Source organism: Pseudomonas fluorescens (assembly GCF_004683905.1).
GTDB classification, from domain to species: Bacteria; Pseudomonadota; Gammaproteobacteria; order Pseudomonadales; family Pseudomonadaceae; genus Aquipseudomonas; species Aquipseudomonas putida_A.
In genome coordinates this window covers 1,177,184-1,198,502 of record NZ_CP038438.1, presented here as the reverse complement: position 1 = coordinate 1,198,502, position 21,319 = coordinate 1,177,184, and the positions used below count along the sequence as shown (strand labels likewise).

Annotated in this window: 21 protein-coding genes; 5 read left to right on the top strand and 16 right to left on the bottom strand. The window is 60.1% G+C overall.

Translation table 11 applies throughout. The annotated features are described in order from the left end of the window. Positions 1-267 precede the first annotated feature (267 nt). Positions 268-780, top strand: coding sequence for a BRO-N domain-containing protein (locus E4T63_RS05370; protein ID WP_098967393.1), 513 nt, complete (start codon positions 268-270; stop codon positions 778-780). A 49-nt stretch (positions 781-829) separates the two neighbouring features. Here E4T63_RS05370 and E4T63_RS05365 read toward each other — a convergent pair whose 3' ends face one another. Continuing rightward, a complete protein-coding gene (locus E4T63_RS05365) occupies positions 830-1,015 on the bottom strand; it encodes a hypothetical protein (RefSeq protein WP_003222012.1) in 186 nt (61 codons plus the stop codon). 392 nt (positions 1,016-1,407) lie between these two features. Between E4T63_RS05365 and E4T63_RS05360 the strand changes: the two genes are divergently transcribed. Further along, positions 1,408-3,036 carry a glucan biosynthesis protein D gene (locus E4T63_RS05360; RefSeq protein ID WP_135295031.1) on the top strand — a complete coding sequence of 543 codons (1,629 nt, stop codon included), beginning with the start codon at positions 1,408-1,410 and terminating at the stop codon, positions 3,034-3,036. Between the two features lie 207 nt (positions 3,037-3,243). Here the strand turns inward: E4T63_RS05360 and E4T63_RS05355 are convergent, their stop codons facing one another. The 3 genes from E4T63_RS05355 to E4T63_RS05345 form a co-directional block, all read right to left on the bottom strand. Then, complete coding sequence (locus E4T63_RS05355; protein WP_135295030.1) at positions 3,244-4,350, bottom strand: NADH:flavin oxidoreductase/NADH oxidase; 1,107 nt, start codon at positions 4,348-4,350, stop codon at positions 3,244-3,246. Positions 4,351-4,619: 269 nt separating this feature from the next. Further along, positions 4,620-6,329 (bottom strand): single-stranded-DNA-specific exonuclease RecJ, encoded by a 1,710-nt coding sequence (gene recJ, locus E4T63_RS05350; RefSeq protein ID WP_135295029.1) that lies wholly within the window; start codon positions 6,327-6,329, stop codon positions 4,620-4,622. A 55-nt stretch (positions 6,330-6,384) separates the two neighbouring features. Then, positions 6,385-6,927 carry a YaeQ family protein gene (locus E4T63_RS05345; protein WP_041063193.1) on the bottom strand — a complete coding sequence of 181 codons (543 nt, stop codon included), beginning with the start codon at positions 6,925-6,927 and terminating at the stop codon, positions 6,385-6,387. Positions 6,928-7,073: 146 nt separating this feature from the next. Between E4T63_RS05345 and E4T63_RS05340 the strand changes: the two genes are divergently transcribed. Beyond that, on the top strand, positions 7,074-8,273 hold the full coding sequence (locus E4T63_RS05340; RefSeq protein WP_135295028.1) for a CaiB/BaiF CoA transferase family protein: 1,200 nt from the start codon (positions 7,074-7,076) through the stop codon (positions 8,271-8,273). Beyond that, the gene (locus E4T63_RS05335) at positions 8,221-9,180 is read left to right on the top strand and encodes a TIGR02285 family protein (protein WP_225137657.1); all 960 of its coding nucleotides are present in this window, start codon (positions 8,221-8,223) and stop codon (positions 9,178-9,180) included. The genes E4T63_RS05340 and E4T63_RS05335 overlap by 53 nt, the downstream gene beginning before the upstream one ends. 175 nt (positions 9,181-9,355) lie before the next feature. On the opposite strand, the gene E4T63_RS05330 is transcribed toward E4T63_RS05335, so the two are convergent. The 7 genes from E4T63_RS05330 to xerD form a co-directional block, all read right to left on the bottom strand. Beyond that, entirely contained in the window at positions 9,356-9,637 is a 282-nt protein-coding gene (locus tag E4T63_RS05330; RefSeq protein ID WP_027610974.1) for a DUF3509 domain-containing protein, read from the bottom strand. 162 nt (positions 9,638-9,799) lie between these two features. Further along, positions 9,800-10,207 (bottom strand): response regulator transcription factor, encoded by a 408-nt coding sequence (locus tag E4T63_RS05325; RefSeq protein ID WP_027610973.1) that lies wholly within the window; start codon positions 10,205-10,207, stop codon positions 9,800-9,802. Between the two features lie 116 nt (positions 10,208-10,323). Next, positions 10,324-11,688 carry a transporter substrate-binding domain-containing protein gene (locus E4T63_RS05320; RefSeq protein WP_135295027.1) on the bottom strand — a complete coding sequence of 455 codons (1,365 nt, stop codon included), beginning with the start codon at positions 11,686-11,688 and terminating at the stop codon, positions 10,324-10,326. A gap of 119 nt (positions 11,689-11,807) precedes the next feature. After that, positions 11,808-13,217 carry a threonine synthase gene (thrC, locus tag E4T63_RS05315; RefSeq protein WP_027610971.1) on the bottom strand — a complete coding sequence of 470 codons (1,410 nt, stop codon included), beginning with the start codon at positions 13,215-13,217 and terminating at the stop codon, positions 11,808-11,810. A gap of 66 nt (positions 13,218-13,283) precedes the next feature. Beyond that, the gene (locus E4T63_RS05310) at positions 13,284-14,588 is read right to left on the bottom strand and encodes a homoserine dehydrogenase (RefSeq protein ID WP_007908972.1); all 1,305 of its coding nucleotides are present in this window, start codon (positions 14,586-14,588) and stop codon (positions 13,284-13,286) included. A 131-nt stretch (positions 14,589-14,719) separates the two neighbouring features. After that, positions 14,720-15,451: a bifunctional protein-disulfide isomerase/oxidoreductase DsbC gene (dsbC, locus tag E4T63_RS05305; RefSeq protein WP_007967782.1), complete on the bottom strand. Its 732-nt coding sequence runs from the start codon at positions 15,449-15,451 to the stop codon at positions 14,720-14,722. Positions 15,452-15,763: 312 nt separating this feature from the next. After that, positions 15,764-16,660, bottom strand: a complete 897-nt coding sequence (gene xerD, locus E4T63_RS05300; RefSeq protein WP_003221987.1) for a site-specific tyrosine recombinase XerD — start codon at positions 16,658-16,660, stop codon at positions 15,764-15,766. 108 nt (positions 16,661-16,768) lie between these two features. On the opposite strand from xerD, the gene E4T63_RS05295 reads away from it, so the two are divergent. After that, entirely contained in the window at positions 16,769-18,577 is a 1,809-nt protein-coding gene (locus E4T63_RS05295) for a cation:proton antiporter (protein ID WP_135295026.1), read from the top strand. Between the two features lie 118 nt (positions 18,578-18,695). Here E4T63_RS05295 and E4T63_RS05290 read toward each other — a convergent pair whose 3' ends face one another. From E4T63_RS05290 to rpsP, 5 genes are all read right to left on the bottom strand, one after another. After that, on the bottom strand, positions 18,696-19,109 hold the full coding sequence (locus tag E4T63_RS05290) for an acyl-CoA thioesterase (RefSeq protein WP_098967381.1): 414 nt from the start codon (positions 19,107-19,109) through the stop codon (positions 18,696-18,698). A gap of 91 nt (positions 19,110-19,200) precedes the next feature. Then, on the bottom strand, positions 19,201-19,551 hold the full coding sequence (rplS, locus tag E4T63_RS05285; RefSeq protein WP_003175895.1) for a 50S ribosomal protein L19: 351 nt from the start codon (positions 19,549-19,551) through the stop codon (positions 19,201-19,203). A 45-nt stretch (positions 19,552-19,596) separates the two neighbouring features. Continuing rightward, entirely contained in the window at positions 19,597-20,349 is a 753-nt protein-coding gene (trmD, locus tag E4T63_RS05280; RefSeq protein WP_003221981.1) for a tRNA (guanosine(37)-N1)-methyltransferase TrmD, read from the bottom strand. 3 nt (positions 20,350-20,352) lie between these two features. After that, a complete protein-coding gene (gene rimM / locus E4T63_RS05275; RefSeq protein WP_135295025.1) occupies positions 20,353-20,889 on the bottom strand; it encodes a ribosome maturation factor RimM in 537 nt (178 codons plus the stop codon). Between the two features lie 5 nt (positions 20,890-20,894). Continuing rightward, a complete protein-coding gene (gene rpsP / locus E4T63_RS05270; RefSeq protein ID WP_003185073.1) occupies positions 20,895-21,146 on the bottom strand; it encodes a 30S ribosomal protein S16 in 252 nt (83 codons plus the stop codon). Between the last annotated feature and the right edge of the window lie 173 nt (positions 21,147-21,319).

Below are 21,319 nucleotides of genomic sequence, written 5' to 3'. Positions count from 1 at the left end.
CAAATAGCGGAAAAAACACTGGTGAGGGGCGGTCTCGCTGGCGCCAATGCAAAAACAGGCATTTCCTACAGATACGACCCTCAGCGATAAATCCTCTTTCCTACAGAAGGTATCGATAGAACCGACTTGGCGTCGTAAGTTGCTAGCCGATAGGCTTTCTCTCGGCGGCGAAATCAGCGGCCCGGTGTCGGAGCCGGAATAAATATCAAAACGGCGTGACCGCACTCATTTGAGTGGCGGCTCTATTCTCAATATTGGAGTCGAAAAATGCCTAACCATGTACAAATTCCTTCTGAAAGCTCCGCTTTCTTCACCCCCACCGCCTTCACCCGCCACAACCGCTTCCTCCACGCCTTCATGCAAGACCACGAAGCCTGGTTCTGCGTGCAAGATCTCGGTCGCTTGATGGGTTACCCCCTGAACGAACGCCTCACCCTGAAACTCGATCCCGACCAGCGTCGCCATGTCCTCCTCCGTCGGGATGGCGAAATTATCGATTACGCGATGGTCAGCGAGTCCGGCCTGTTCGCCCTGCTCGTCCATCACTTCGTCCCGGAAAACCGACACCTGCGCCAATGGCTGAGCCATGAAGTCATCCCGATGCTGCGCGAAACTCAATCAAGCCCTGTGGAAAACCACCCGAGCTTGAGCTCAATGCATTGGGCAGGCGTTACCGTACCGCTGCTGCACTGGCAACAGCAGGCGTGGGTCAAATGGCGGGATGTGCCGGAGTTGATGCGCGGCCAGCGGCCGTATCCAGTCCTGGGAACGTGTAGCTGATCCAAATAAAAAAGGGCGGACCTTTCAGTCCGCCCCTTTTTATTTCCACTTAAAACCGCGAAACACTCCGCATCGCATCCACCAGATACCGCATCGCAATCCGGTCACTCTCCGACAACTCGCGATAACGCTCCACCAGCTTCAGCTCTTCAGAACTCAATCGACGCCTTCTGCGGCCGCTGCCGAGGCAGGGGAAGATGCCGAGCATTTCGGCGATACCTTGTATTTTTGCCATGGACGATGTCCTTCAATACTTCAAAGAATTGCTAAACCACCACATCGCCCTGCCCCTTACAGCAGCGCCGTGTGCCCTACCGGTCAACACCGGTCATGCCCATAGAATAGAAATTAAATCGGCGCTGAAAAGCGGTTTTTAGAGTAATTAGTCGAAAAAAGCAGATATGCCGTATAAATCAGAACGCCCTGTCAGATTTTTAACCGACATGTCTTGTTTCATTGACACTCTGTCACTGTGTATCAACGAATTTTGCTCGGCGAGCGAACCGTTTAAGCTAGCCGGCATCTGTTTATAGTCCGTTGCGTTTGGCCGAAGGCTTGTCCGAACCGTAATTTCTGATCCAGCACGTGCCAGGAAAGGCGCGGGATTGCTCACGACAGGTTGTATTTATGCACCGCAGGAATTTGCTCAAAGCGTCGATGGCCATTGCGGCTTACACCGGTCTCTCGGCTTCCGGCCTGCTGGCCGCCCGTGCCTGGGCAGCCAATGGTGGCGCCGCCGATGGCGAGGCCCAGGCTTTCGACTTCGAAGCGCTCAAGCGCCAGGCCAAGCAACTGGCCGGCTCGGCTTATCAGGACAGCAAACAGGTGCTGCCGCCAACGCTGGCGACCATGACCCCGCAGAATTTCAACGCGATCCGCTACGACGGCGATCATTCGTTGTGGAAAGAAAACAAGGGTCAGCTGGACGTGCAGTTCTTCCACGTCGGTATGGGTTTCCGCCAGCCGGTGCGCATGTACAGCGTCGATCCGAAGACCCGCACCGCCCGCGAAGTGCATTTCCGCCCGACGCTGTTCAACTACGAGAACACCTCGGTCGATACCCAGCAGCTCAAAGGTGACCTGGGCTTTGCCGGTTTCAAGCTGTTCAAGGCGCCGGAACTGGATCGCCATGACGTGGTGTCGTTCCTCGGCGCCAGTTATTTCCGCGCGGTGGATGCGACTGGCCAATATGGCCTCTCCGCTCGCGGCCTGGCCGTCGACACCTACGCGAAAAAGCGCGAAGAATTCCCGGACTTCACCAAATTCTGGTTCGAGACCCCGGATCAGAACGCCACGCGTTTTGTGGTCTATGCGCTGCTCGACTCGCCGAGCGCCACCGGTGCCTACCGCTTCGACATCGATTGCCAGGCCGAGCGCGTGGTGATGGAGATCGACGCCCACATCAACGCGCGTACCGCCATCGAACAACTGGGCATCGCGCCAATGACCAGCATGTTCAGCTGCGGCACCCACGAACGCCGTATGTGCGACACCATCCACCCGCAGATCCACGACTCCGATCGCCTGGCGATGTGGCGCGGCAACGGCGAGTGGATCTGCCGTCCGCTGAACAACCCGGCGACCCTGCAGTTCAACGCGTTCGCCGACACCGATCCGAAGGGCTTCGGTCTGGTGCAGACCGACCACGAGTTCGCCAACTATCAGGACACCGTTGACTGGTACAGCAAACGCCCGAGCCTGTGGGTCGAACCAACCACCGCGTGGGGCGAGGGCTCGATTGACCTGCTGGAAATTCCTACCACCGGCGAAACGCTCGATAACATCGTCGCGTTCTGGACGCCGAAAAAACCGGTGGTTGCCGGTGACTCGCTGAACTATGGCTACAAGCTCTACTGGAGCGCCCTGCCACCAGTCGGCACGCCGCTGGCGCGGGTGCATGCGACCCGGTCGGGTATGGGTGGTTTCGTCGAAGGCTGGGCACCAGGCGAGCATTACCCGCCGGTCTGGGCGCGGCGTTTTGCCGTGGACTTCACCGGCGGCGGTCTCGATCGCCTGCCGCAGGGCACCGGGATCGAACCGGTGGTCACTTGCTCCAACGGCAAGGTGCAGGACTTCAGCGTGCTGGTGCTCGATGACATCAAGGGTTACCGGATCCTGTTCGACTGGTACCCGACCAGCGACAGCGTCGACCCGGTGGAACTGCGCCTGTTCATCCGCACCAATGACCGCACATTGAGCGAGACCTGGCTGTACCAGTACTTCCCGCCGGCGCCGGACAAGCATAAATACCCTTGAGGGTTATGTAGCGCCTGACCTGGCCTCTTCGCGAGCAGGCTCACTCCTACAGGGGGATCTATCGTTCACAAAATGAGTGTTCGACGCAGATCAACTGTAGGAGTGAGCCTGCTCGCGATAGCGTTCGACCAGGCAGCGCAACGACAACCAGACAAAACAAAGCCCCGGCCATCACTGACCGGGGCTTTTTGCTTTACCGCAACCGACTCAATCGCGCAAGTCAGACTCGTGAATCGGCTGATCACGATGGGTCGCGCGCTGATACTGCGCAGGCCATACCGCTTTGCGCCCACCCAGATCATCGTCGGCATGCAGCGGCCAGTACGGGTCCCGCAGCAGTTCACGGGCGAGGAAGATGATGTCGGCCTGACAGGTGCGCAGAATGTGCTCGGCCTGCGCCGGCTCGGTAATCATGCCGACGGTGCCGGTGGCGATGCCGGACTCCTTGCGCACCCGTTCGGCGAAGCGCGTCTGATAACCCGGCCCCACAGGAATCTCGGCGTTGGCGGCGGTACCACCGGAAGAGACGTCGATCAGATCCGCTCCCAATGCCTTGAGGCGGCGCGCCAGCTCCACGGTTTCATCCGGGTTCCAGCCGTCTTCGACCCAGTCGGTGGCCGAAACCCGGACAAACACCGGCAACTCTTGCGGCCAGACCTCGCGCACGGCCTCGGTGACTTGCAACACCAGGCGAATACGGTTTTCGAACGAACCACCGTATTGATCGCGGCGCTGATTGCTCAGCGGCGACAGAAACTGATGCAGCAGATAACCATGGGCGGCATGCACTTCGACCACGCTGAAACCTGCGGTCAACGCACGTTTGGCCGCAGCGACGAAGGCCTGGATGACTTCGGCGATTTGCCCTTCATTCAGCTGTTTCGGTTGCGTGTGTTGCGGGTCGAAGGCAATCGGTGACGGCCCGACCGGGGTCCAGCCGCCATCCTCCGGCTTGACGCTACCGTGTTTGCCGATCCATGGCCGATGGGTGCTGGCCTTGCGCCCGGCATGGGCCAGTTGAATGCCAGCAACCGCACCCTGAGCCGTGATGAAACGGGTGATGCGTTGCAGCGGTTCGATCTGTTCGTCGTTCCACAAACCGAGATCTTCGGCGGTGATCCGCCCGTCGGCGGTAACCGCCGTGGCTTCAGTGAATATCAGACCGGCGCCGCCCACCGCACGGCTGCCCAGGTGCACCAGATGCCAGTCGTTGGCCAGACCGTCGACGCTGGAGTACTGGCACATCGGCGACACGGCGATGCGGTTGGGCAGGGTCAGTTTGCGAAGGGTAAAGGGTTCGAGCAGCAGACTCATGGGGCACCTCTCAAATCAGTGGGCAGGCTCCAGGGTTCTGTTTGAAAAGTCGACGAGTGACAGGAAAAAGGTGCAGCACCCGCCCCCGCGGGCAAAACATTCGACAAGACGTCACAAGGCCAATCAAGCAGTGCTTAGAGCCTAGTCGACAACCGGGGATGAGGGAGGGTTCAGAGTAATTCTGTGTGTGAAAGAGCGCCTTCGCGAGCAAGCCCGCTCCCACAAGGGCAACACCGTGCCTGTGGGAGCGAGCCTGCTCGCGAATGGCGTCAGCGCGGTTCGATGTGGGCAATCATCAGTTGCACCGTCTCGTTGCCCCGGAACTCGTTGACGTCGAGTTTGTAGGCCAGCTCGACCCACTGAATGGTCGGGTTCGGCCAGACATCACGGTCGATGCCGAAAGCGATGCCATCCAGCTTCACCGACCCGCACTCGCTTTTCAGCACCACTTTCAGGTGCCGCTCGCCGACCACCCGTTGCTCGACCAACTGGAACACGCCATGGAACAGCGGCTCCGGGAAGTGCTGGCCCCAAGGCCCGGCATGGCGCAGGGCGCGGGCCAGTTCCAGATGGAATTCCTCGACCGCCAGCGTGCCATCCGAAAGCATGCGCCCGGTCAGGTCCTCCTCACGAAGTTGCCGACGCACTTCGGCATCGAAAGCCTCGGCAAACAGCGGAAAATTCTCTTGCGGCAAAGTCAGACCGGCCGCCATCGCGTGGCCACCGTACTTGGCAATCAGGTTCGGATGCTGCGCCGCCACCACGCTCAAAGCATCGCGAATGTGGAAACCCTGCACCGAACGCCCCGAGCCCTTGAGTAAACCGTCACCGGCATCGGCGAAGGCAATCGTCGGACGGAAATAACGTTCTTTCATCCGCGAAGCGAGAATGCCGATCACCCCCTGGTGCCACTCGGGATCGAACAGGCACAGGCCAAACGGCATCGATTCCACCGGCAAGTCCTTGAGCTGGGCCAGCGCCTCGCGCTGCATGCCCTGCTCGATGGATTTGCGATCCTGGTTCATGCCGTCCAGTTGCGCGGCCATTTCCCGCGCCAGATTGGCATCGGCGGTGAGCAGGCATTCGATCCCGAGGCTCATGTCATCCAGGCGCCCCGCCGCGTTCAGGCGCGGGCCGACGATGAAACCCAGGTCGGTGGAGGTGATGCGCGCCGCATCACGCTTGGCCACTTCGAGAATCGCCTTGATCCCCGGCCGTGCGCGCCCGGCGCGAATCCGCTCAAGGCCTTGATGCACCAGAATCCGGTTGTTGGCGTCCAGCGGCACCACGTCGGCGACGCTGCCCAGCGCCACCAGATCGAGCAACTCACCGATGTTCGGCTGTGGCTTGCTCTCATACCAGCCGAGACTGCGCAGGCGCGCGCGCAAGGCCATCAGCACGTAGAAAATCACCCCGACCCCGGCCAGCGCCTTGCTCGGAAACTCGCAGCCTGGCTGATTCGGGTTGACCAGTGCATCGGCCAGCGGCAGTTCATCGCCGGGCAAGTGGTGGTCGGTGATCAACACCTTGAGTCCCGCGCGCCTGGCGGCAGCCACGCCTTCGACGCTGGAGATGCCGTTGTCGACAGTGATCAACAACTGCGGCTCACGGGTCAGCGCGACTTCGACGATTTCCGGGGTCAGGCCATAGCCGTATTCGAAGCGGTTCGGCACCAGATAATCGACATGCGCCGCGCCCAGCAGACGCAAGCCGAGCACGCCGACCGTACTGGCCGTCGCCCCGTCCGCATCGAAGTCACCGACGATCAGAATCCGCTGACGCTGCTCCAGCGCCGTCACCAGCAGATCCACCGCCGCCTCGATGCCCTTGAGCTGCTGGAACGGAATCAGCCGCGCCAGACTTTTATCCAGCTCGGCCTCGGATTGAACGCCACGCGCCGCGTACAAACGGGTCAGCAAAGGTGGCAGATCACCGAGAAACGGCAGCGTGGCAGGCAACGGTCGAGGATCAATACGCATGGGGTAACGGAAACTTCTCTTGAATACGTGGGATTAATCAGCAGGCGACGCGGGATCAGCCGCGCTCGCCTGCCAGCCATTCCAGCTGGACTTCGTGCTGACCACGGTCGTCGGTGACGAAGATCGTGCCTTCGCTGATCATTACGTCCCACTTGATGACACGCGGCATGTCCTTGGCCAGAGTTTCCAGCACCTCTTGCGGCACGGCGGCGATGTTGACGTTTTTCAGGTTCTTCGCCACCGGCACCACTTTGCCTTCCCATACGCGCAGGCTGCCATAGGCCAGCAGGCTGGTGCGTTCGGTGCGACGCGAGCACCAGGTCAGGCGATCGGCATCCGGCTGGCCGACTTCAATCCAGTGCAGAACACGGTCGTCCAGGCTTTTTTCCCACAGCGCAGGTTCATCCACATCCGACAGACCACGGCCAAACGACAGCAGTTCGTTGTACCAAAGGGCGTAGGCCAGCAGCCGCACGGTCATGCGCTCTTCGGTTTCCGAGGGGTGACGGGCGATGGTCTGCTTGACGCTCTCGTAGACACCACGGTCGAGGTCAGTGAGGTTCAGTTCGAATTTGTAAGTGGTAGACGGCTGGGCCATGAACGGGCTTCTTGATACGAGGAAAGTCGGCAAGTCTAACCGATGCGGTAGGCAATCATCGAATTGATGGCGATCAAGCTGCGGCGTCTGACAGCCGGCTATGTTAAAACGCTGTATCTGCTCAGCCTTGTCCTACAGGATTCAGTATGCCGTTCGCCAACAAACCGCTCAGCGGTGTGAAAGTCATTGAATTGGGTACGTTGATTGCCGGGCCGTTCGCCTCACGCATTTGCGGCGAGTTCGGCGCCGAAGTGATCAAGGTCGAATCGCCCGACGGCGGCGATCCGCTGCGCAAGTGGCGCAAATTGTATGAAGGCACTTCGCTGTGGTGGTTCGTCCAGGCTCGTAACAAGAAGTCGCTGACCCTGAACCTCAAGCACCCCGAGGGCCTGGCGATCCTGAAAAAACTGCTGGGCGAAGCCGACATCCTGATCGAAAACTTTCGCCCCGGCGTGCTGGAAAAACTCGGGCTGAGCTGGGAAACCCTGCACGCGCTGAATCCGAAACTGGTGATGGTGCGCCTCTCGGGTTTCGGCCAGACCGGGCCGATGAAGGATCAACCGGGCTTCGGCGCGGTCGGCGAGTCCATGGGCGGTTTGCGCTACATCACCGGCTTCGAAGACCGGCCACCGGTGCGCACCGGAATCTCCATCGGCGATTCGATTGCCGCGTTGTGGGGCGTGATCGGCGCGCTGATGGCGCTGCGTCATCGTGAGGTCAACGGCGGTCTCGGCCAGGTAGTCGATGTCGCGTTGTACGAGGCGATTTTCGCCATGATGGAAAGCATGGTGCCGGAGTTCGACGTGTTCGGCTTCATCCGCGAGCGCACCGGCAACATCATGCCGGGCATCACGCCGTCATCGATCCATACCAGCGCCGACGGCAAGCATGTGCAGATCGGTGCCAATGGCGACGCAATCTTCAAGCGCTTCATGCTGATCATCGGCCGCGAGGATCTGGCCAACGACCCGACACTGGCGAGCAACGACGGTCGCGACAGTCGCCGCGACGAGTTGTATGGCGTGATCGACCGCTGGGTCAATTCGCTGCCGCTGCAAAGCGTGCTCGACCTGCTCAATCAGGCGGAAGTGCCGGCTAGCCGGATCTTCAGTGCCGAGGACATGTTCAGCGATCCGCAGTACCTCGCCCGGGAAATGTTCCTGCAGGCGAAGCTGCCGGACGGCAAGCCTTTCAAGATGCCGGGCATCGTGCCGAAACTCTCTGAGACACCGGGCACTTCCGAATGGGTCGGGCCGCAGCTCGGTGAACACAATGCGCAGGTACTGCACGATCTTGGCTACGACGAACAGCAGATCGCCCGGTTGCGCGCAGACGGAGCTATCTAAGCTGAAACATCGGCAGACATCGGACGCCAACCGCGCCCACCACTGGTGGACGTGGCGGCTGTTCGGCCTGTTGTTTCTGCTCGCCCTGCCCGCCTGGGCGCAAGCGAAACCCACGCTGGTCTGGTTGCTGCGCGACCTGCCGCCCCTGACCATCTTCGAAGGCCCGAAAAAGGGCCAGGGCGTCATCGATCAACTGATGCCGATGCTGATCGCCGGCATGCCGCAATACGAACACACGCTGATGCGGGTCAATCGCGCCCGCGGCATGCAGATGCTGCACGAGCCGTCCTTCACCTGCGATCCGTCGCTGATCTGGAGCAAGGAGCGCACGCAATGGATCACTTTCTCTATCCCGGCGTTTCGCGCTGTCAGTAATGGTCTGGTGGTGCGTCAGAAAGATCGCGACGTATTGGCGCCGTACCTGATCGACGGTGAAGTCGATCTGCCGGCATTTCTGGCCAATGGCGAGATCAAGGTCGGAGTCGTCGCGGAACGCAGTTACGGCGAGTATCTCGACAGTCTGCTCAAGCAGGCTCCCGGCGGTGCGTTGACGCCGCATTATGGCAACGACGCCCTGAGCAGCCTGCTGTCGATGCAGCGCCTGGGGCGTCTGCAAGTGGTGCTGGGTTACTGGCCGGAGATCCGCTATCAGGCGCAGCAGGCGCAAATTGCCGAAGACGAACTGGTGTTCTTTCCGATTCGCGGCACCGGCAAGTATCTGTCTGGCTTTGTCGGGTGTTCCGATACTCCTCAGGGCCGTCAGGCGATCAGTGAGATCAACCAACTGCTGCGTACCCTGCCCCACGAGCAACTGAACCAGTCGTATGCCGACTGGCTGGACCCCGAAATGCGCACGGATTATCTGCAACAGGCGCGGATTTTTTTCGAGCAACAGGCCACGCAGTAAAACCTGCGGGCAAAAAGAAACCCCGAGCAGTGGGGAGACAACTCGGGGTTAAACGCGGTCTGCTTAAAGACCCGTAGCAGCAAGCGACAAGCACCGGAGCACAATGCTTGATCCTGCTGTTATGGGGTCTGACTGACGGGGATGCAGGAAGGTTCCCACAAAAAATATTTCATCTTTACAGGGCCGCACGCTTATCCAGCGCCGCATTGCGCAAGGCCGCGATCACACAGGGCTCCAGCCGCCCTTCAGCGATCAGGACGTCACGGTGCAAACCGTCAACCACATCTGTCAGCAGGCGTTTGTCGCTCAACTGCGCCTGATTGAATTCGCGCTCCACCACGAGGGCGCCGTTGCTGTTCTTCAGCGTCACCAGGCATTCGCCATGGGCGCCACACGGAGTCAACGTCACCTGATACGGGCTCAGAGCCTCACCGAGCAATAGACTGATACTTTCCATCTCGATCTCCACTCAATAGTCCGAAAACATTGTGCCTGGGGCGTGTTCACAATAAATGACCACCGGCCCGAGAAGAAAGTTCTGAATACCGCGCTGCTCCCGGAGCAGTTAGCGGTCTGTCAGAGCATGCACGGTGAAGATGACAGAAACATAACCATCGGCTCAAGCCCCCGCCGGATGGGCTGCCGCTTGCAGGTAGCTGTCCAGCAGCCCGCGCATCAGCACTGCCGAGACCGGCGTTTGCAAACGCCCCAGGAGTTTCAGCTCCTGCTGGTGCAGCAGGCTTTCGAGATCACTCAGCAGGCCGGGTGCCACACGCCCCAGCAGGATAAGCGCCCGCGCTTCCCGCCCGGCCACCAGATGACGGATCAGCGCCAGGCCCTCTCCGCCGCGCAGTTGCGGATCGCAAATCGCTATGTCGACCCGGGTGCGGCGCTCCAGCGAGCACTTTGCGGACGCCAGCGACGGCGCTGTCAGCACGTCGTAGATACCGACCGCATTGAGCATCTGGTGCAACGCCATCATTCGATAAGGATCGGGTTCGAGAATCAGTACTTTGAGCGAGCGCATGGACGACCTCTGAAACGGCAATCGCGGACTCGTCCGCAGTTGCTGCCCACTTTAGGGCAGCCTCCTTCAGTCCCCCATCGGAAAAGGAAACGCGTGATATAGGAAATTTCCCTATATCAATGCGGATCTCCCGTCGTTGCCGCATCACGCCGGGTGATGTCCGTCCACCCGCCGAGCAAGCCTCGCAACTCCCCACTGGCACAGTAAAACGGCACCGTCCATTGATAGATGTCGCGATTACCCTGCTTGAATTGCAGGCGACGTCTGCTGAAGCGGGTTCGGCGGGTTCTCAGCTGAATCATGAACTCCTCATGCAGCATGCCGGCGGTGGCACGCGGCAGGGCATCGACGTCGATCAAGCGACACCCCTGCACCTGCTCAAAGCGGATCGACAACGCCTCTTCGTAGCTTTTGTTACAGAGGATCAGACGCCCTTCCAGGTCGCGAACGAACACCGGGTCAGGCATGGCGTCTATCAGCGCGCGCTGGAAGACCAATTGATCACCGAGTTGGCTTTGTACGTCTCGATGCTGTTTGATCAGCGCCGCCATTCGCCGATGCCATAACAGCGACAACCCACAAAAAGCCCCCACCACACACACACCCCAGTAGCCCAAACGCGACCAGTGTTGCCAGCCCGCAGCAGCTGGTTTCGGCCCGATGCCGCCCAGCCAGTTCAGGCGAATGGCCCGCAGTTCGGAAGCCGGGAACGCTTCAAGCGCCTTGTTCAGGATGCTCAGCAATTGCGGCTGACCCTTGCGCACGGCCAGAAGATCTGCCTCCCATTTTCCCTCCAGCAATTCGCCAACCTTCAGCAATCCCGAGGGATAGAGCTGCGCACCGATTTCGTTTTCGATGGTGGCATAGGCCTCACCGCTTTCGACCAGCGCCCGCGCCTCGGCATAGGTTTTCACCGAACGTAATTCGATGGACGGATAATCGCGTCGGATCACCCCCTCCAGCGCATGCCGACCCGGCAACACCAGCACCCGTTTGGCCAACTGCTCCAGCGATTGCACTCCAGGCTCGCTGGCGCGGCCGACAAATACCCAGCCGGCACCGCCAAAGGCATGACTGAAATCCAGGCTCAACCGGCGCTCATCATTCATCGCCAGGGTCGTGCTCATGTCTGCGGCACCGGTTTCCAGGCGTTCGAGCATCTGCGCGGTGGAAAACGACTCCCGGTAAACGAATTGCAACCCGGTCATGGCGCTGATGCGTTTGAGCACATCATTGTTCAAGCCGCTCCAATGACCATGCTCATCCAGAAACAGGTACAACGGGTACTGCTCCGCCGCCACGATCACCGTCGGGTTATCGCGAACCCATTGCCGCTCTGCTTCACTCAGCACAACGGTGCCGATGTTCAACTGCTCTTCATCATGCGCCAGATGCGCCGCAACGCCCACGCGCCAGCCAACCAACAGGCACAACAGAAAAACCCGCTTCAGGGCGTGTTTCCATCCTCTTTCAAACAGCATTGCCACTTCCTTCGTGATCGACTCACCCGTCCTTCATGGGCGAAAACCCGAGCAGTGTGGCAGCAGAAACAAAAAAGCCCGTCAGGAGACGGGCTTCAAAATGTGACAGCTTTTTCGGCTTACAGCGGCTTGCCGCGGTTGCCGTGCTGGCTGACAAAGGCCTGTACGGCTTTCAGCTCGTTTGGCAGAACGGTGCAGCGCTCGTTTCGCTCAAACAAATCAGAAAGATGTGCAGGCAGTTCGAGAGCTTTTCCTACACCCGCTTTCTCCACGGCATCCGGGAATTTCACCGGATGTGCGGTACCCAGGATCACCATCGGGATGTCCAGGCTGCGGCGGCATTCGCGCGCGGCCTTGACGCCGATGGCGGTGTGCGGGTCCAGCACTTCGCCGCATTGCGCGTAGACTTCGGCGATGGTTTCGCAGGTTTGCGCATCGTCCACGGCCAGCGAGTCGAACAGCTTGCGGGCTTCGGTCCAGCGCTCTTGCTCGACGCTGAAACCACCGCCCTGCTTGAACGAATCCATCAGCCCGGCAATCGCCGCGCCGTTACGACCGTGCAGGTCGAACAGCAGGCGTTCGAAGTTCGACGAAACCATGATGTCCATCGACGGCGACAGCGTGGCGTGCAGGGTTTCCTTGACGTACTGGTTGCCGCTCATGAAGCGGTGCAGGATGTCATTGCGGTTGGTCGCGACGATCAACTGGTTGATCGGCAGGCCCATGTTGCGCGCCAGGTAACCGGCGAAGATGTCGCCGAAGTTGCCGGTCGGCACCGAGAACGCCACCGAACGCGCCGGGCCGCCCAGCTGCAGGGCTGCGTGGAAGTAGTAGACGATCTGGGCCATGATCCGCGCCCAGTTGATCGAGTTCACCGCCACCAGACGCGTGCCCTTGAGGAAGCTCTGGTCGGCGAAGCTGTTCTTGACCATTTCCTGGCAGTCATCGAAGTTGCCTTCGATGGCGATGTTGTGGATGTTCTCGCCGACAATCGTCGTCATCTGCCGACGCTGCACTTCGGACACACGGTTGTGCGGGTGCAGGATGAAGATGTCGACGTTTTCGCAGTGCTTGCAGCCTTCGATGGCGGCCGAACCGGTGTCACCCGAGGTGGCACCGACGATGACCACGCGCTCGCCGCGCTTTTCCAGCACGTAATCGAGCAGACGACCGAGCAGTTGCAAGGCGAAGTCCTTGAACGCCAGGGTCGGGCCGTGGAACAGTTCGAGCACCCATTCGTTGCCGTTGAGCTGACGCAGCGGCGCAACGGCGCTGTGCGAGAACACACCGTAGGTTTCTTCGAGGATCTTTTTGAAATCGGCGTCCGGGATGCTGCCGGTGACGAACGGGCGCATGACGCGGAAAGCCAGCTCGTGATACGGCAGGCCGGCCCAGGAGGCGATTTCTTCCTGGGTGAAACGTGGCAGGTTTTCCGGGACGTACAGACCGCCGTCAGTGGCCAGACCGGCCAGCAGGACGTCTTCGAAATTCAGGGCCGGTGCCTGGCCGCGGGTACTGATGTAACGCATGACTGACTCCAATGGAGAGTGTGCACAACAGTGGCCCCTTTCACGGGGCCACTGCAGGACAACGACTTAGTTCAGGTGCTCGACGCGGATCCGCACAACCGGACCATTCACGCCGGCCAGGGCTTCGAGGGCAGCGATCGCATCGTTGATACGCTGCTCGACCACGCGGTGGGTCAGCAGGATCATCGGTACCAGACCGTCGTGTTCCTCGACTTCCTTCTGCATGATCGACTCGATGTTGATGCCGCGCTCCGAGAGGATGCTCGCCACCTGAGCCAGTACGCCCGGATGGTCCTTGGCCTGGATGCGCAGGTAGTAGGCGCTTTCGCAGGCTTCGATCGGCAGGATCGGGTGCGCCGACAGCGAGTCCGGCTGGAAGGCCAGGTGCGGCACGCGGTTTTCCGGATCGGACGTCATGGCGCGAACCACGTCCACCAGGTCGGCGATCACCGACGAAGCGGTCGGCTCCATGCCGGCACCGGCGCCGTAGAACAGCGTCGAACCGGCAGCGTCACCGTTGACCATCACGGCGTTCATCACGCCGTTGACGTTGGCGATCAGACGATCGGCCGGGATCAGCGTCGGGTGTACGCGCAGCTCGATACCGGCAGCGGTGCTGCGCGCCACACCGAGGTGCTTGATGCGGTAGCCCAGCGCTTCGGCGTAGTTCACGTCAGCGGTGGTCAGCTTGGTGATGCCTTCGGTGTAGGCCTTGTCGAATTGCAGCGGAATGCCGAACGCGATGGAGGCCAGAATCGTCAGCTTGTGCGCGGCGTCGATGCCTTCGACGTCGAAGGTCGGATCGGCTTCGGCGTAGCCCAGCGCTTGCGCTTCGGCCAGCACGTCTTCGAAGGTGCGACCCTTCTCGCGCATTTCGGTGAGGATGAAGTTGCCGGTACCGTTGATGATCCCGGCGACCCAGTTGATGCGGTTGGCGGACAGGCCTTCACGGATCGCCTTGATCACCGGAATGCCACCGGCCACGGCCGCTTCGAATGCCACGATCACGCCTTTCTCGCGTGCCTTGGCGAAAATCTCATTACCGTGAACGGCGATCAGTGCCTTGTTCGCGGTGACCACATGCTTGCCATTCTCGATGGCCTTGAGTACCAGCTCGCGGGCAACGGTGTAGCCGCCCATCAGCTCTATGACGATGTCGATCTCAGGGTTCGTGGCCACTTCGAAGACATCGTTGGTAATCGCAATACCGGTCGTCTGGAACTGAGGCTTTGGCGTGCGCATGGCAATTTGTGCCACTTCGATCCCACGCCCGGCACGACGAGCAATTTCCTCGGCGTTGCGCTGAAGTACGTTGAAGGTACCGCCACCGACGGTCCCTAACCCACAGATGCCTACTTTGACCGGATTCACTGTGAACTCCCCATGAAACGGCCGACGCAAGGTCGGCCGGAAAACAACCGCGTGTTCGCGGCTCTCTATTAATGGCCCGGCGATGTTGCTGCCGGACCATGATCGTCAACGGCGGACCGTGACGATGCGAATTACTTGGCGCCCAGCGCCAGTTTGGCGACTTGTGGCGCCGGCTGGTAGCCCGGAATGACCTGTCCGTCGGCCAAAACGATAGCCGGTGTGCCGTTCACGCCAATCGACTGACCCAAAGCGAACTGTTTGGAAACCGGGTTCGCGCACTTGGCGGCCTTGATTTCCTTACCATCGACCATTTTGTCCATGGCGGCTTTCTTGTCGGTCGAGCACCACACGGCTTGCAACTGCTCGTCACCCGGCGAGCCGAGGCCCTGACGCGGGAACGCCACGTAGCGCACTTCGATGCCGCGCTTGTTCAGCTCAGGCACTTCGGCGTGCAGCTTGTGGCAGTACGGGCAGGTGGTGTCGGTGAACACGGTGATGTGCGATTTGGTCTCGCCCACCGCCGGATACACCACGGTTTCGGCCACTGGAATGGCATTGATCAGTTTGGAGATGCCCAGGCGTTCGGTCTTCTCGGTCAGGTTGACCGGTTTGCCGTCCTTGAGCTGGAACAGGTAGCCCTGAACGATGTACTGGCCGTCGGCGCTGGCGTACAGCACGCGGCTGCCCTTGAGCTTGACTTCATACATGCCCGGCAACGGGCTGGCGCTGATGCTTTCTACCGGAACCTCGAGTTCGAGTTTTTCCAGGCTTTGACGAATGGCTTTGTCGGCCGCGTCATCGGCGACGGCAAAGGTGCTGACCAACGCAATGGCTGCGGCGGCGAAAATCTGGGTCAGACGCATGAGAACTCCTGAAGGCGGACAAATGAAACGGTCAGAACGCCCGTGCCGGAACACCGGGTCATAACCGTCCATCGTGCAAACCGGCAAAGCCTACCACATAAGGCTCGCATGGCCGAATGCGCCTGACACAAGACACTCAAGGCTGACTGGCACACATTATTGTGGTGAGGGGATTTATCCCCGATGCAGGCGCTGCGGTCGTAAATGGATACTTTGGAATTTTATTGAACGCAAAGTTTTTGGGGCTGCTGCGCAGCCCGTCGGGGATGAATCCCCTCGCCACAGGTAATGACTCCAACATTGAAGGTTGCATCAGCCTCTTGGGTGGTGTTTGGCATGGAGGTCCTGCAAGCGCGCGCGGGCCACATGGGTGTAAATCTGCGTGGTCGACAGATCACTGTGCCCGAGCAACATTTGCACCACCCGCAGATCGGCGCCGTGGTTGAGCAGGTGCGTGGCGAACGCATGACGCAGGGTGTGCGGCGACAGCGATTTGCCGATCCCGGCGACCTTGGCCCAATGCTTGATGCGGTGCCAGAAGGTCTGGCGGGTCATCTGCTCGCCGCGCTGACTGGGGAACAGCACATCGCTGGGGCGCCCGCCGAGCAGCTCGCTGCGGCCATCGCGCATATAGCGCTCGATCCAGACAATCGCCTCTTCGCCCATCGGCACCAGCCGCTCCTTGCTGCCCTTGCCCATCACCCGCAACACGCCCTGACGCAGGTTGACCTGCTCCAAGGTCAGGCTTACCAGTTCGGTCACCCGCAGACCACAGGCATACAACACCTCAAGCATGGCGCGGTCACGCTGGCCGATGGCTTCGCTCAGGTCCGGCGCCTTGAGCAGCGCTTCGACGTCGGCTTCCGACAACGATTTGGGCAACGGCCGACCGAGTTGCGGCATGTCGACGCGCAAGGTCGGATCGACCGTAATCAGCTTCTCCCGCAGCAAATAGCGATAAAAGCCACGCACACCGGAAAGAAATCTGGCGGTGGAACGCGGTTTGTAGTTCTGTTCCAGACGCCAGGACAGGTGATCGAGGATCAACTCGCGACCGGCATTGATCAGCTCGAGGTTTTTCTCCTGTAGCCAGCCGTTGAACAGCGCCAGATCGCTGCGGTAGGCGCCGCGAGTGTTATCGGACAGGCCTTTTTCCAGCCACAGGGCGTCGAGGAATTGGTCAATCAGCGGATGGTCGATGGCAGGCATGGGCGCTCAAGACACACAACCTCCGGGGCTGTGCGCAAATGTCGAGTGAACTGTAGGAATGGCCGCTAGTCTTTCATAGCCCGCTAATTCAAGGAACAGGGAGCATCAATGAACGAGCAGCAAATTCTCTTGGCATTTGGCGGGATCGGCGCCGCGGCGCTGGGTTGCCAGTGGCTGGCGTGGCGCCTGAAGCTGCCGGCGATTCTGTTTCTGTTGCTGACCGGGATTCTCGCGGGGCCGGTGCTGGGCTGGCTCGACCCGCAGGAAATGTTCGGCCCGCTGCTGATGCCGCTGGTGTCGCTGGCGGTAGCGTTGATCCTGTTTGAGGGCAGTCTGACCCTGCACCTGTCGGAATGGCGCGAGATCGGCAGCGTCGTGCATCGGCTGGTGACAATCGGCGCGCTCACGACCTGGGTGGTGATTGCCGTCGCCACCCATTTTTTGCTCGGCTTCGACTGGCTGCTGGCGATCCTGTTCGGCAGCCTGACGCTGGTGACCGGCCCGACGGTGATCGTGCCGATGCTGCGGGTGGTGCGGCCGAAAGCCTCGATCGCCAACATCCTGCGCTGGGAAGGCATCGTCATCGACCCGATCGGCGCCCTGCTCGCGGTGGTGGTCTACAGCTTCATCATCGCCCGCTCCGAGGGCAACGGCCTCGAACAGAGCCTGTTGACCTTCGGCGGGGTGATTGTCTGCGGCAGCGTATTCGGGGTGGTCGGCGGCTGGGTGCTGGGCACCATCATCCGGCGCCAGTGGTTGCCCGAGTACCTGCATAACCTCGCCTCGCTGGCGGCGGTGTTGGGGATCTTCATTGCATCCAATCAGGTGATGCACGAGTCCGGCCTGCTGGCGGTGACGCTGATGGGCATGTGGCTGGCGAACATGAAGGGCGTGGATGTGCGGCACATCCTGCACTTCAAGGAAAACCTCAGCGTGCTGCTGATTTCCGGGTTGTTCATTCTGCTGGCGGCGCGGCTGGACCTGCATGCTTTGATCGGCCTCGGGCCGTTGGTGCTGATTCTGCTGCTGGTGATTCAACTGATCGCGCGCCCGCTGAACGTGCTGTTGAGCACTGCCGGCTCCAGCCTGAGCTGGCGTGAACGCGCCCTGCTGTGCTGGATCGCCCCGCGCGGGATCGTGGCGGCGGCGGTGTCGGCGATTTTCGCGATTCGTCTGGATCAAGCCGGGCACGAAGGTGCGCTGCTGCTGGTGCCGCTGACTTTCGCGGTGATCATCGGCACCGTGGTGCTGCAAAGTGCAACCGCTCGACCATTGGCACGTTTGCTTAACGTCGCCGAACCGGCGCCGAGCGGCTTCCTGATCGTCGGTGCCAACGGCCCGGCACGTCTGCTGGGCAAATCGTTGCAGCAACTGGGCAGCCGCGTGCTGTTGACCGATTCGAGCTGGGAGAATATTCGTGCGGCGCGCATGGAGGGTTTGCCGACGTACTTTGGTAACCCGGCTTCGCAGCATGCCGATGCGCATCTGGATCTGGTCGGGCTGGGGCATCTGCTGGCGCTATCGCCGTCGGGCGAACTGAACACCCTGGCGGCGATGCGTTTTCGACACGACTTTGGTCATCAACGCCTGTTTGGTCTGGCCAGTGGTCAGGAAAGTCGTCGCAGTGACAAGCATCGGGCAAGCCTGGAACATCGCGGCAATCAGCTGGGGAGCGAGGCGCTGACCTACGCCAAGCTGGCCAGCCTGATCAGCAACGGCGCCGAGGTGTACAGCACGACGCTGACGGACGGTTTCGGTTGGGAGGATTACCAGGCATTGCATGGCAATCGGGCGACGCTGCTGTTCATGCGCGATGACAGTGGCTGGGTGCATGTGGTGACGCCGGAGACTGCTTTGAAACCGGGATCCGGGTGGACGTTGCTGGCGTTGATCCAGCCTGAGAGCAGCGGCGCCTGATCTGACGAATTCGCGAGCAAGCCCGCTCCCACAGTGTCCGTGTCGTACATAAACGTTGTAGACGACACAAAACCTGTGGGAGCGGGCTTGCTCGCGAAGGCCGCGACTCGGTTCCGGATCAGGCAGGAAATCCGGGCAGCACCGGCACCGGCCGCTTGTCATCGTCGATGGCCACAAAGCTGAATTGCCCATGGATCGCCTTCTCGCGGCCATCGCAACTCATGCTCTCAACAAATACTTCCACCTCGACCTTGAGGCTGGTGTTACCCACTTTGATCACCCTGCCCACCAGTTCGACGATGGAGCCGGCCGGGATCGCGTGATTGAAGTCGATGCGGTCGGTGGACACGGTCACCAGCGGCAAACGGCAGAAACGCGTAGCGGTGATGAACGACACTTCATCCATCCACGCCAGCGCGGTGCCGCCGAACAGGGTGTTGTGGTGGTTGGTGGTCGGCGGGAAGACGGCTTTGGTCACGCGGGTCACCGAGAGTTCGGTGCGGCGTTCGATTTCCTGGTCACGGGTGGTCATGGTTCTGGCCTGAAACAAAAATGCTGTGGATAAATTGCAGGCAACAAAAAAGCAGCCCGTAGGCTGCTTTTTTCTGCATCGGAAGCTGGACTTAAGCCAGTTTTTCCTTGATGCGAGCTGCTTTACCCGACAGGTCGCGCAGGTAGTACAGCTTGGCTTTACGTACGTCACCGCGACGTTTAACAGCCATGCTGTCGATCTGCGGGGAGTAGGTCTGGAAAGTACGTTCTACGCCAACACCGTTGGAGATTTTACGAACGGTGAACGCACTGTTCACGCCGCGGTTACGCTTGGCGATGACAACGCCTTCGAACGCTTGCAGACGGGAACGATCGCCTTCCTTCACTTTCACCTGAACGACAATGGTGTCGCCTGGGGCAAAGGTAGGGATTTCTTTGGTCATCTGCTCTGCTTCGAGTGCAAGGATGATTTTGTTGGTCATGCTGTGCTCCTAAGGTAAATCAACTGATCTACCATCGATACGTTGTTAACTATCGTCCCGCTCGCGGATGTATTCCTCGAGCAGCTTCTTCTCTTCTCCAGAAAGCGAGCGGCTTTCCAGAAGATCGGCGCGTCGTTCATAGGTCCTACCAAGGGACTGCTGTAAACGCCAACGCCGGATATGCGCGTGATTGCCACTTAGCAACACGTCGGGAACACGCTGATCCGCATACACCTCAGGTCGGGTGTAGTGCGGGCAATCCAGCAGACCATCCGTAAAGGAATCTTCCTCAGCGGAATCCGCATGCCCTAAAGCTCCGGGCAGCAGTCGTGTAACCGCATCGATCATGACCATGGCCGGCAGCTCGCCGCCAGACAGTACATAGTCACCAATCGACCACTCTTCATCGACATGAGCCTCAATAAAGCGCTCGTCAATGCCTTCATAGCGGCCGGCAATCAGGATCAATGCATCCGATTTTGCCAACTCGCGTACCGCCGACTGAGTCAGTTGACGGCCTTGGGGGGACAGGTAAATCACCTTCGCCGCCTCCCCGGCTGCTGCCTTGGCCTGAACCAGAGCATCTTCCAGGGGCTTGATCTTCATCACCATGCCCGGACCACCGCCAAACGGGCGATCGTCCACAGTGTGATGCCGATCCGTCGTGTAATCCCGCGGATTCCAACAGGTCAGCTGCAACAGCCCCTGTTTGACCGCACGACTGGTAATGCCGTACTCACTGATGGCCGAGAACATCTCGGGGAACAGCGTAATGACGTCTACGCGCAGGCTGGCCATTGCTTAGAAGTCCGCGTCCCATTCCACCCGCATCACGCCTGCATCCAGGTCGACTGCCAGCACGCATTGCTCCGTATAGGGCAACAACCGCTCGCGATCATCCAGGCTGCCCGCGCAGGGCTTGACCACCAATACATCGTTCGCGCCGGTCTCCAACAGGTGATCAACCTTGCCGAACAATTGCTCGTCCTGGTTGATGACGCTCAGACCCTGCAACTGGTACCAGTAGTACTCGTCGCTTGTCAGGTTGGGCAAAAGGCTTCGTGAGATGCAAATCTCGTAACCGCTCAGAAGACGGGCTTCATCGCGATCGTCGAGGCCTTTGAGCTTGGCAACCAGATCCTTTTGAGTGGATCGGCCGCTGACCAGCTCGACCTGTTTCACCACGCCTTCGCGCCGAAGCGTCCAGTTGCGGTAGTCCAACAGGTTTTCAATCGGATCGGTAAAGGAAAAGACCTTCACCTCGCCGCGAACGCCGTGAACCGAAAAAATCTTGCCGACAACGATCAGGTCATCAGCTTTTTCTGGCGTCGCGCTCATACTGCTCAGGCTGCAGCCTTGGCAGATTCCTTCAGCAACTGAGCAACACGCTCAGATGGCTGTGCACCAACGCTCAGCCAGTAGGCTACGCGCTCTTGGTTCACGGACAGACGGATTTCCTGACCACGGGCAACAGGGTTGAAGAAGCCAACCTGTTCTTTGTGGGAGCCGTCACGCGGGTTACGCGAGTCGGTTACGGTCAGGTGGTAAAACGGGCGCTTTTTGGAGCCGCCAAGGGCAAGACGGATTGTTAGCATGTGAACATCGTTCCTGTAGTCGGTGCTGCAAATCTAAATGCACAGCGGGCATGGGTGCCCGAAAGGCCGCATATTCTAAGGAATATCCGGACTTTTGCAAATGACTTTTTCCGGCGCCTATGGCATGCCGTGCGGATTTGCATATAGAGCCGTCGATGAAAACGGCCAGTCAG

Bases quoted from the DNA above. Each gene is read 5' to 3' on its own strand.
- E4T63_RS05360 (WP_135295031.1), top strand. From the start codon at position 1,408: ATGCACCGCAGGAATTTGCTCAAAGCGTCGATGGCCATTGCGGCTTAC.
- E4T63_RS05325 (WP_027610973.1), bottom strand. From the start codon at position 10,207: ATGCGCTCGCTCAAAGTACTGATTCTCGAACCCGATCCTTATCGAATG.
- E4T63_RS05345 (WP_041063193.1), bottom strand. From the start codon at position 6,927: ATGGCCCAGCCGTCTACCACTTACAAATTCGAACTGAACCTCACTGAC.
- E4T63_RS05290 (WP_098967381.1), bottom strand. From the start codon at position 19,109: ATGACCACCCGTGACCAGGAAATCGAACGCCGCACCGAACTCTCGGTG.
- trmD (WP_003221981.1), bottom strand. From the start codon at position 20,349: ATGGCCAGCCTGCGCGTAGACGTCATTACGCTGTTCCCCGAGATGTTC.
- E4T63_RS05330 (WP_027610974.1), bottom strand. From the start codon at position 9,637: ATGGAAAGTATCAGTCTATTGCTCGGTGAGGCTCTGAGCCCGTATCAG.
- E4T63_RS05370 (WP_098967393.1), top strand. From the start codon at position 268: ATGCCTAACCATGTACAAATTCCTTCTGAAAGCTCCGCTTTCTTCACC.
- E4T63_RS05355 (WP_135295030.1), bottom strand. From the start codon at position 4,350: ATGAGTCTGCTGCTCGAACCCTTTACCCTTCGCAAACTGACCCTGCCC.
- recJ (WP_135295029.1), bottom strand. From the start codon at position 6,329: ATGCGTATTGATCCTCGACCGTTGCCTGCCACGCTGCCGTTTCTCGGT.
- rpsP (WP_003185073.1), bottom strand. From the start codon at position 21,146: ATGCTAACAATCCGTCTTGCCCTTGGCGGCTCCAAAAAGCGCCCGTTT.
- E4T63_RS05320 (WP_135295027.1), bottom strand. From the start codon at position 11,688: ATGCTGTTTGAAAGAGGATGGAAACACGCCCTGAAGCGGGTTTTTCTG.
- rimM (WP_135295025.1), bottom strand. From the start codon at position 20,889: ATGAGCGCGACGCCAGAAAAAGCTGATGACCTGATCGTTGTCGGCAAG.
- E4T63_RS05365 (WP_003222012.1), bottom strand. From the start codon at position 1,015: ATGGCAAAAATACAAGGTATCGCCGAAATGCTCGGCATCTTCCCCTGC.
- xerD (WP_003221987.1), bottom strand. From the start codon at position 16,660: ATGCCTGCCATCGACCATCCGCTGATTGACCAATTCCTCGACGCCCTG.
- rplS (WP_003175895.1), bottom strand. From the start codon at position 19,551: ATGACCAACAAAATCATCCTTGCACTCGAAGCAGAGCAGATGACCAAA.
- dsbC (WP_007967782.1), bottom strand. From the start codon at position 15,451: ATGCGTCTGACCCAGATTTTCGCCGCCGCAGCCATTGCGTTGGTCAGC.
- thrC (WP_027610971.1), bottom strand. From the start codon at position 13,217: ATGCGTTACATCAGTACCCGCGGCCAGGCACCGGCCCTGAATTTCGAA.
- E4T63_RS05340 (WP_135295028.1), top strand. From the start codon at position 7,074: ATGCCGTTCGCCAACAAACCGCTCAGCGGTGTGAAAGTCATTGAATTG.
- E4T63_RS05295 (WP_135295026.1), top strand. From the start codon at position 16,769: ATGAACGAGCAGCAAATTCTCTTGGCATTTGGCGGGATCGGCGCCGCG.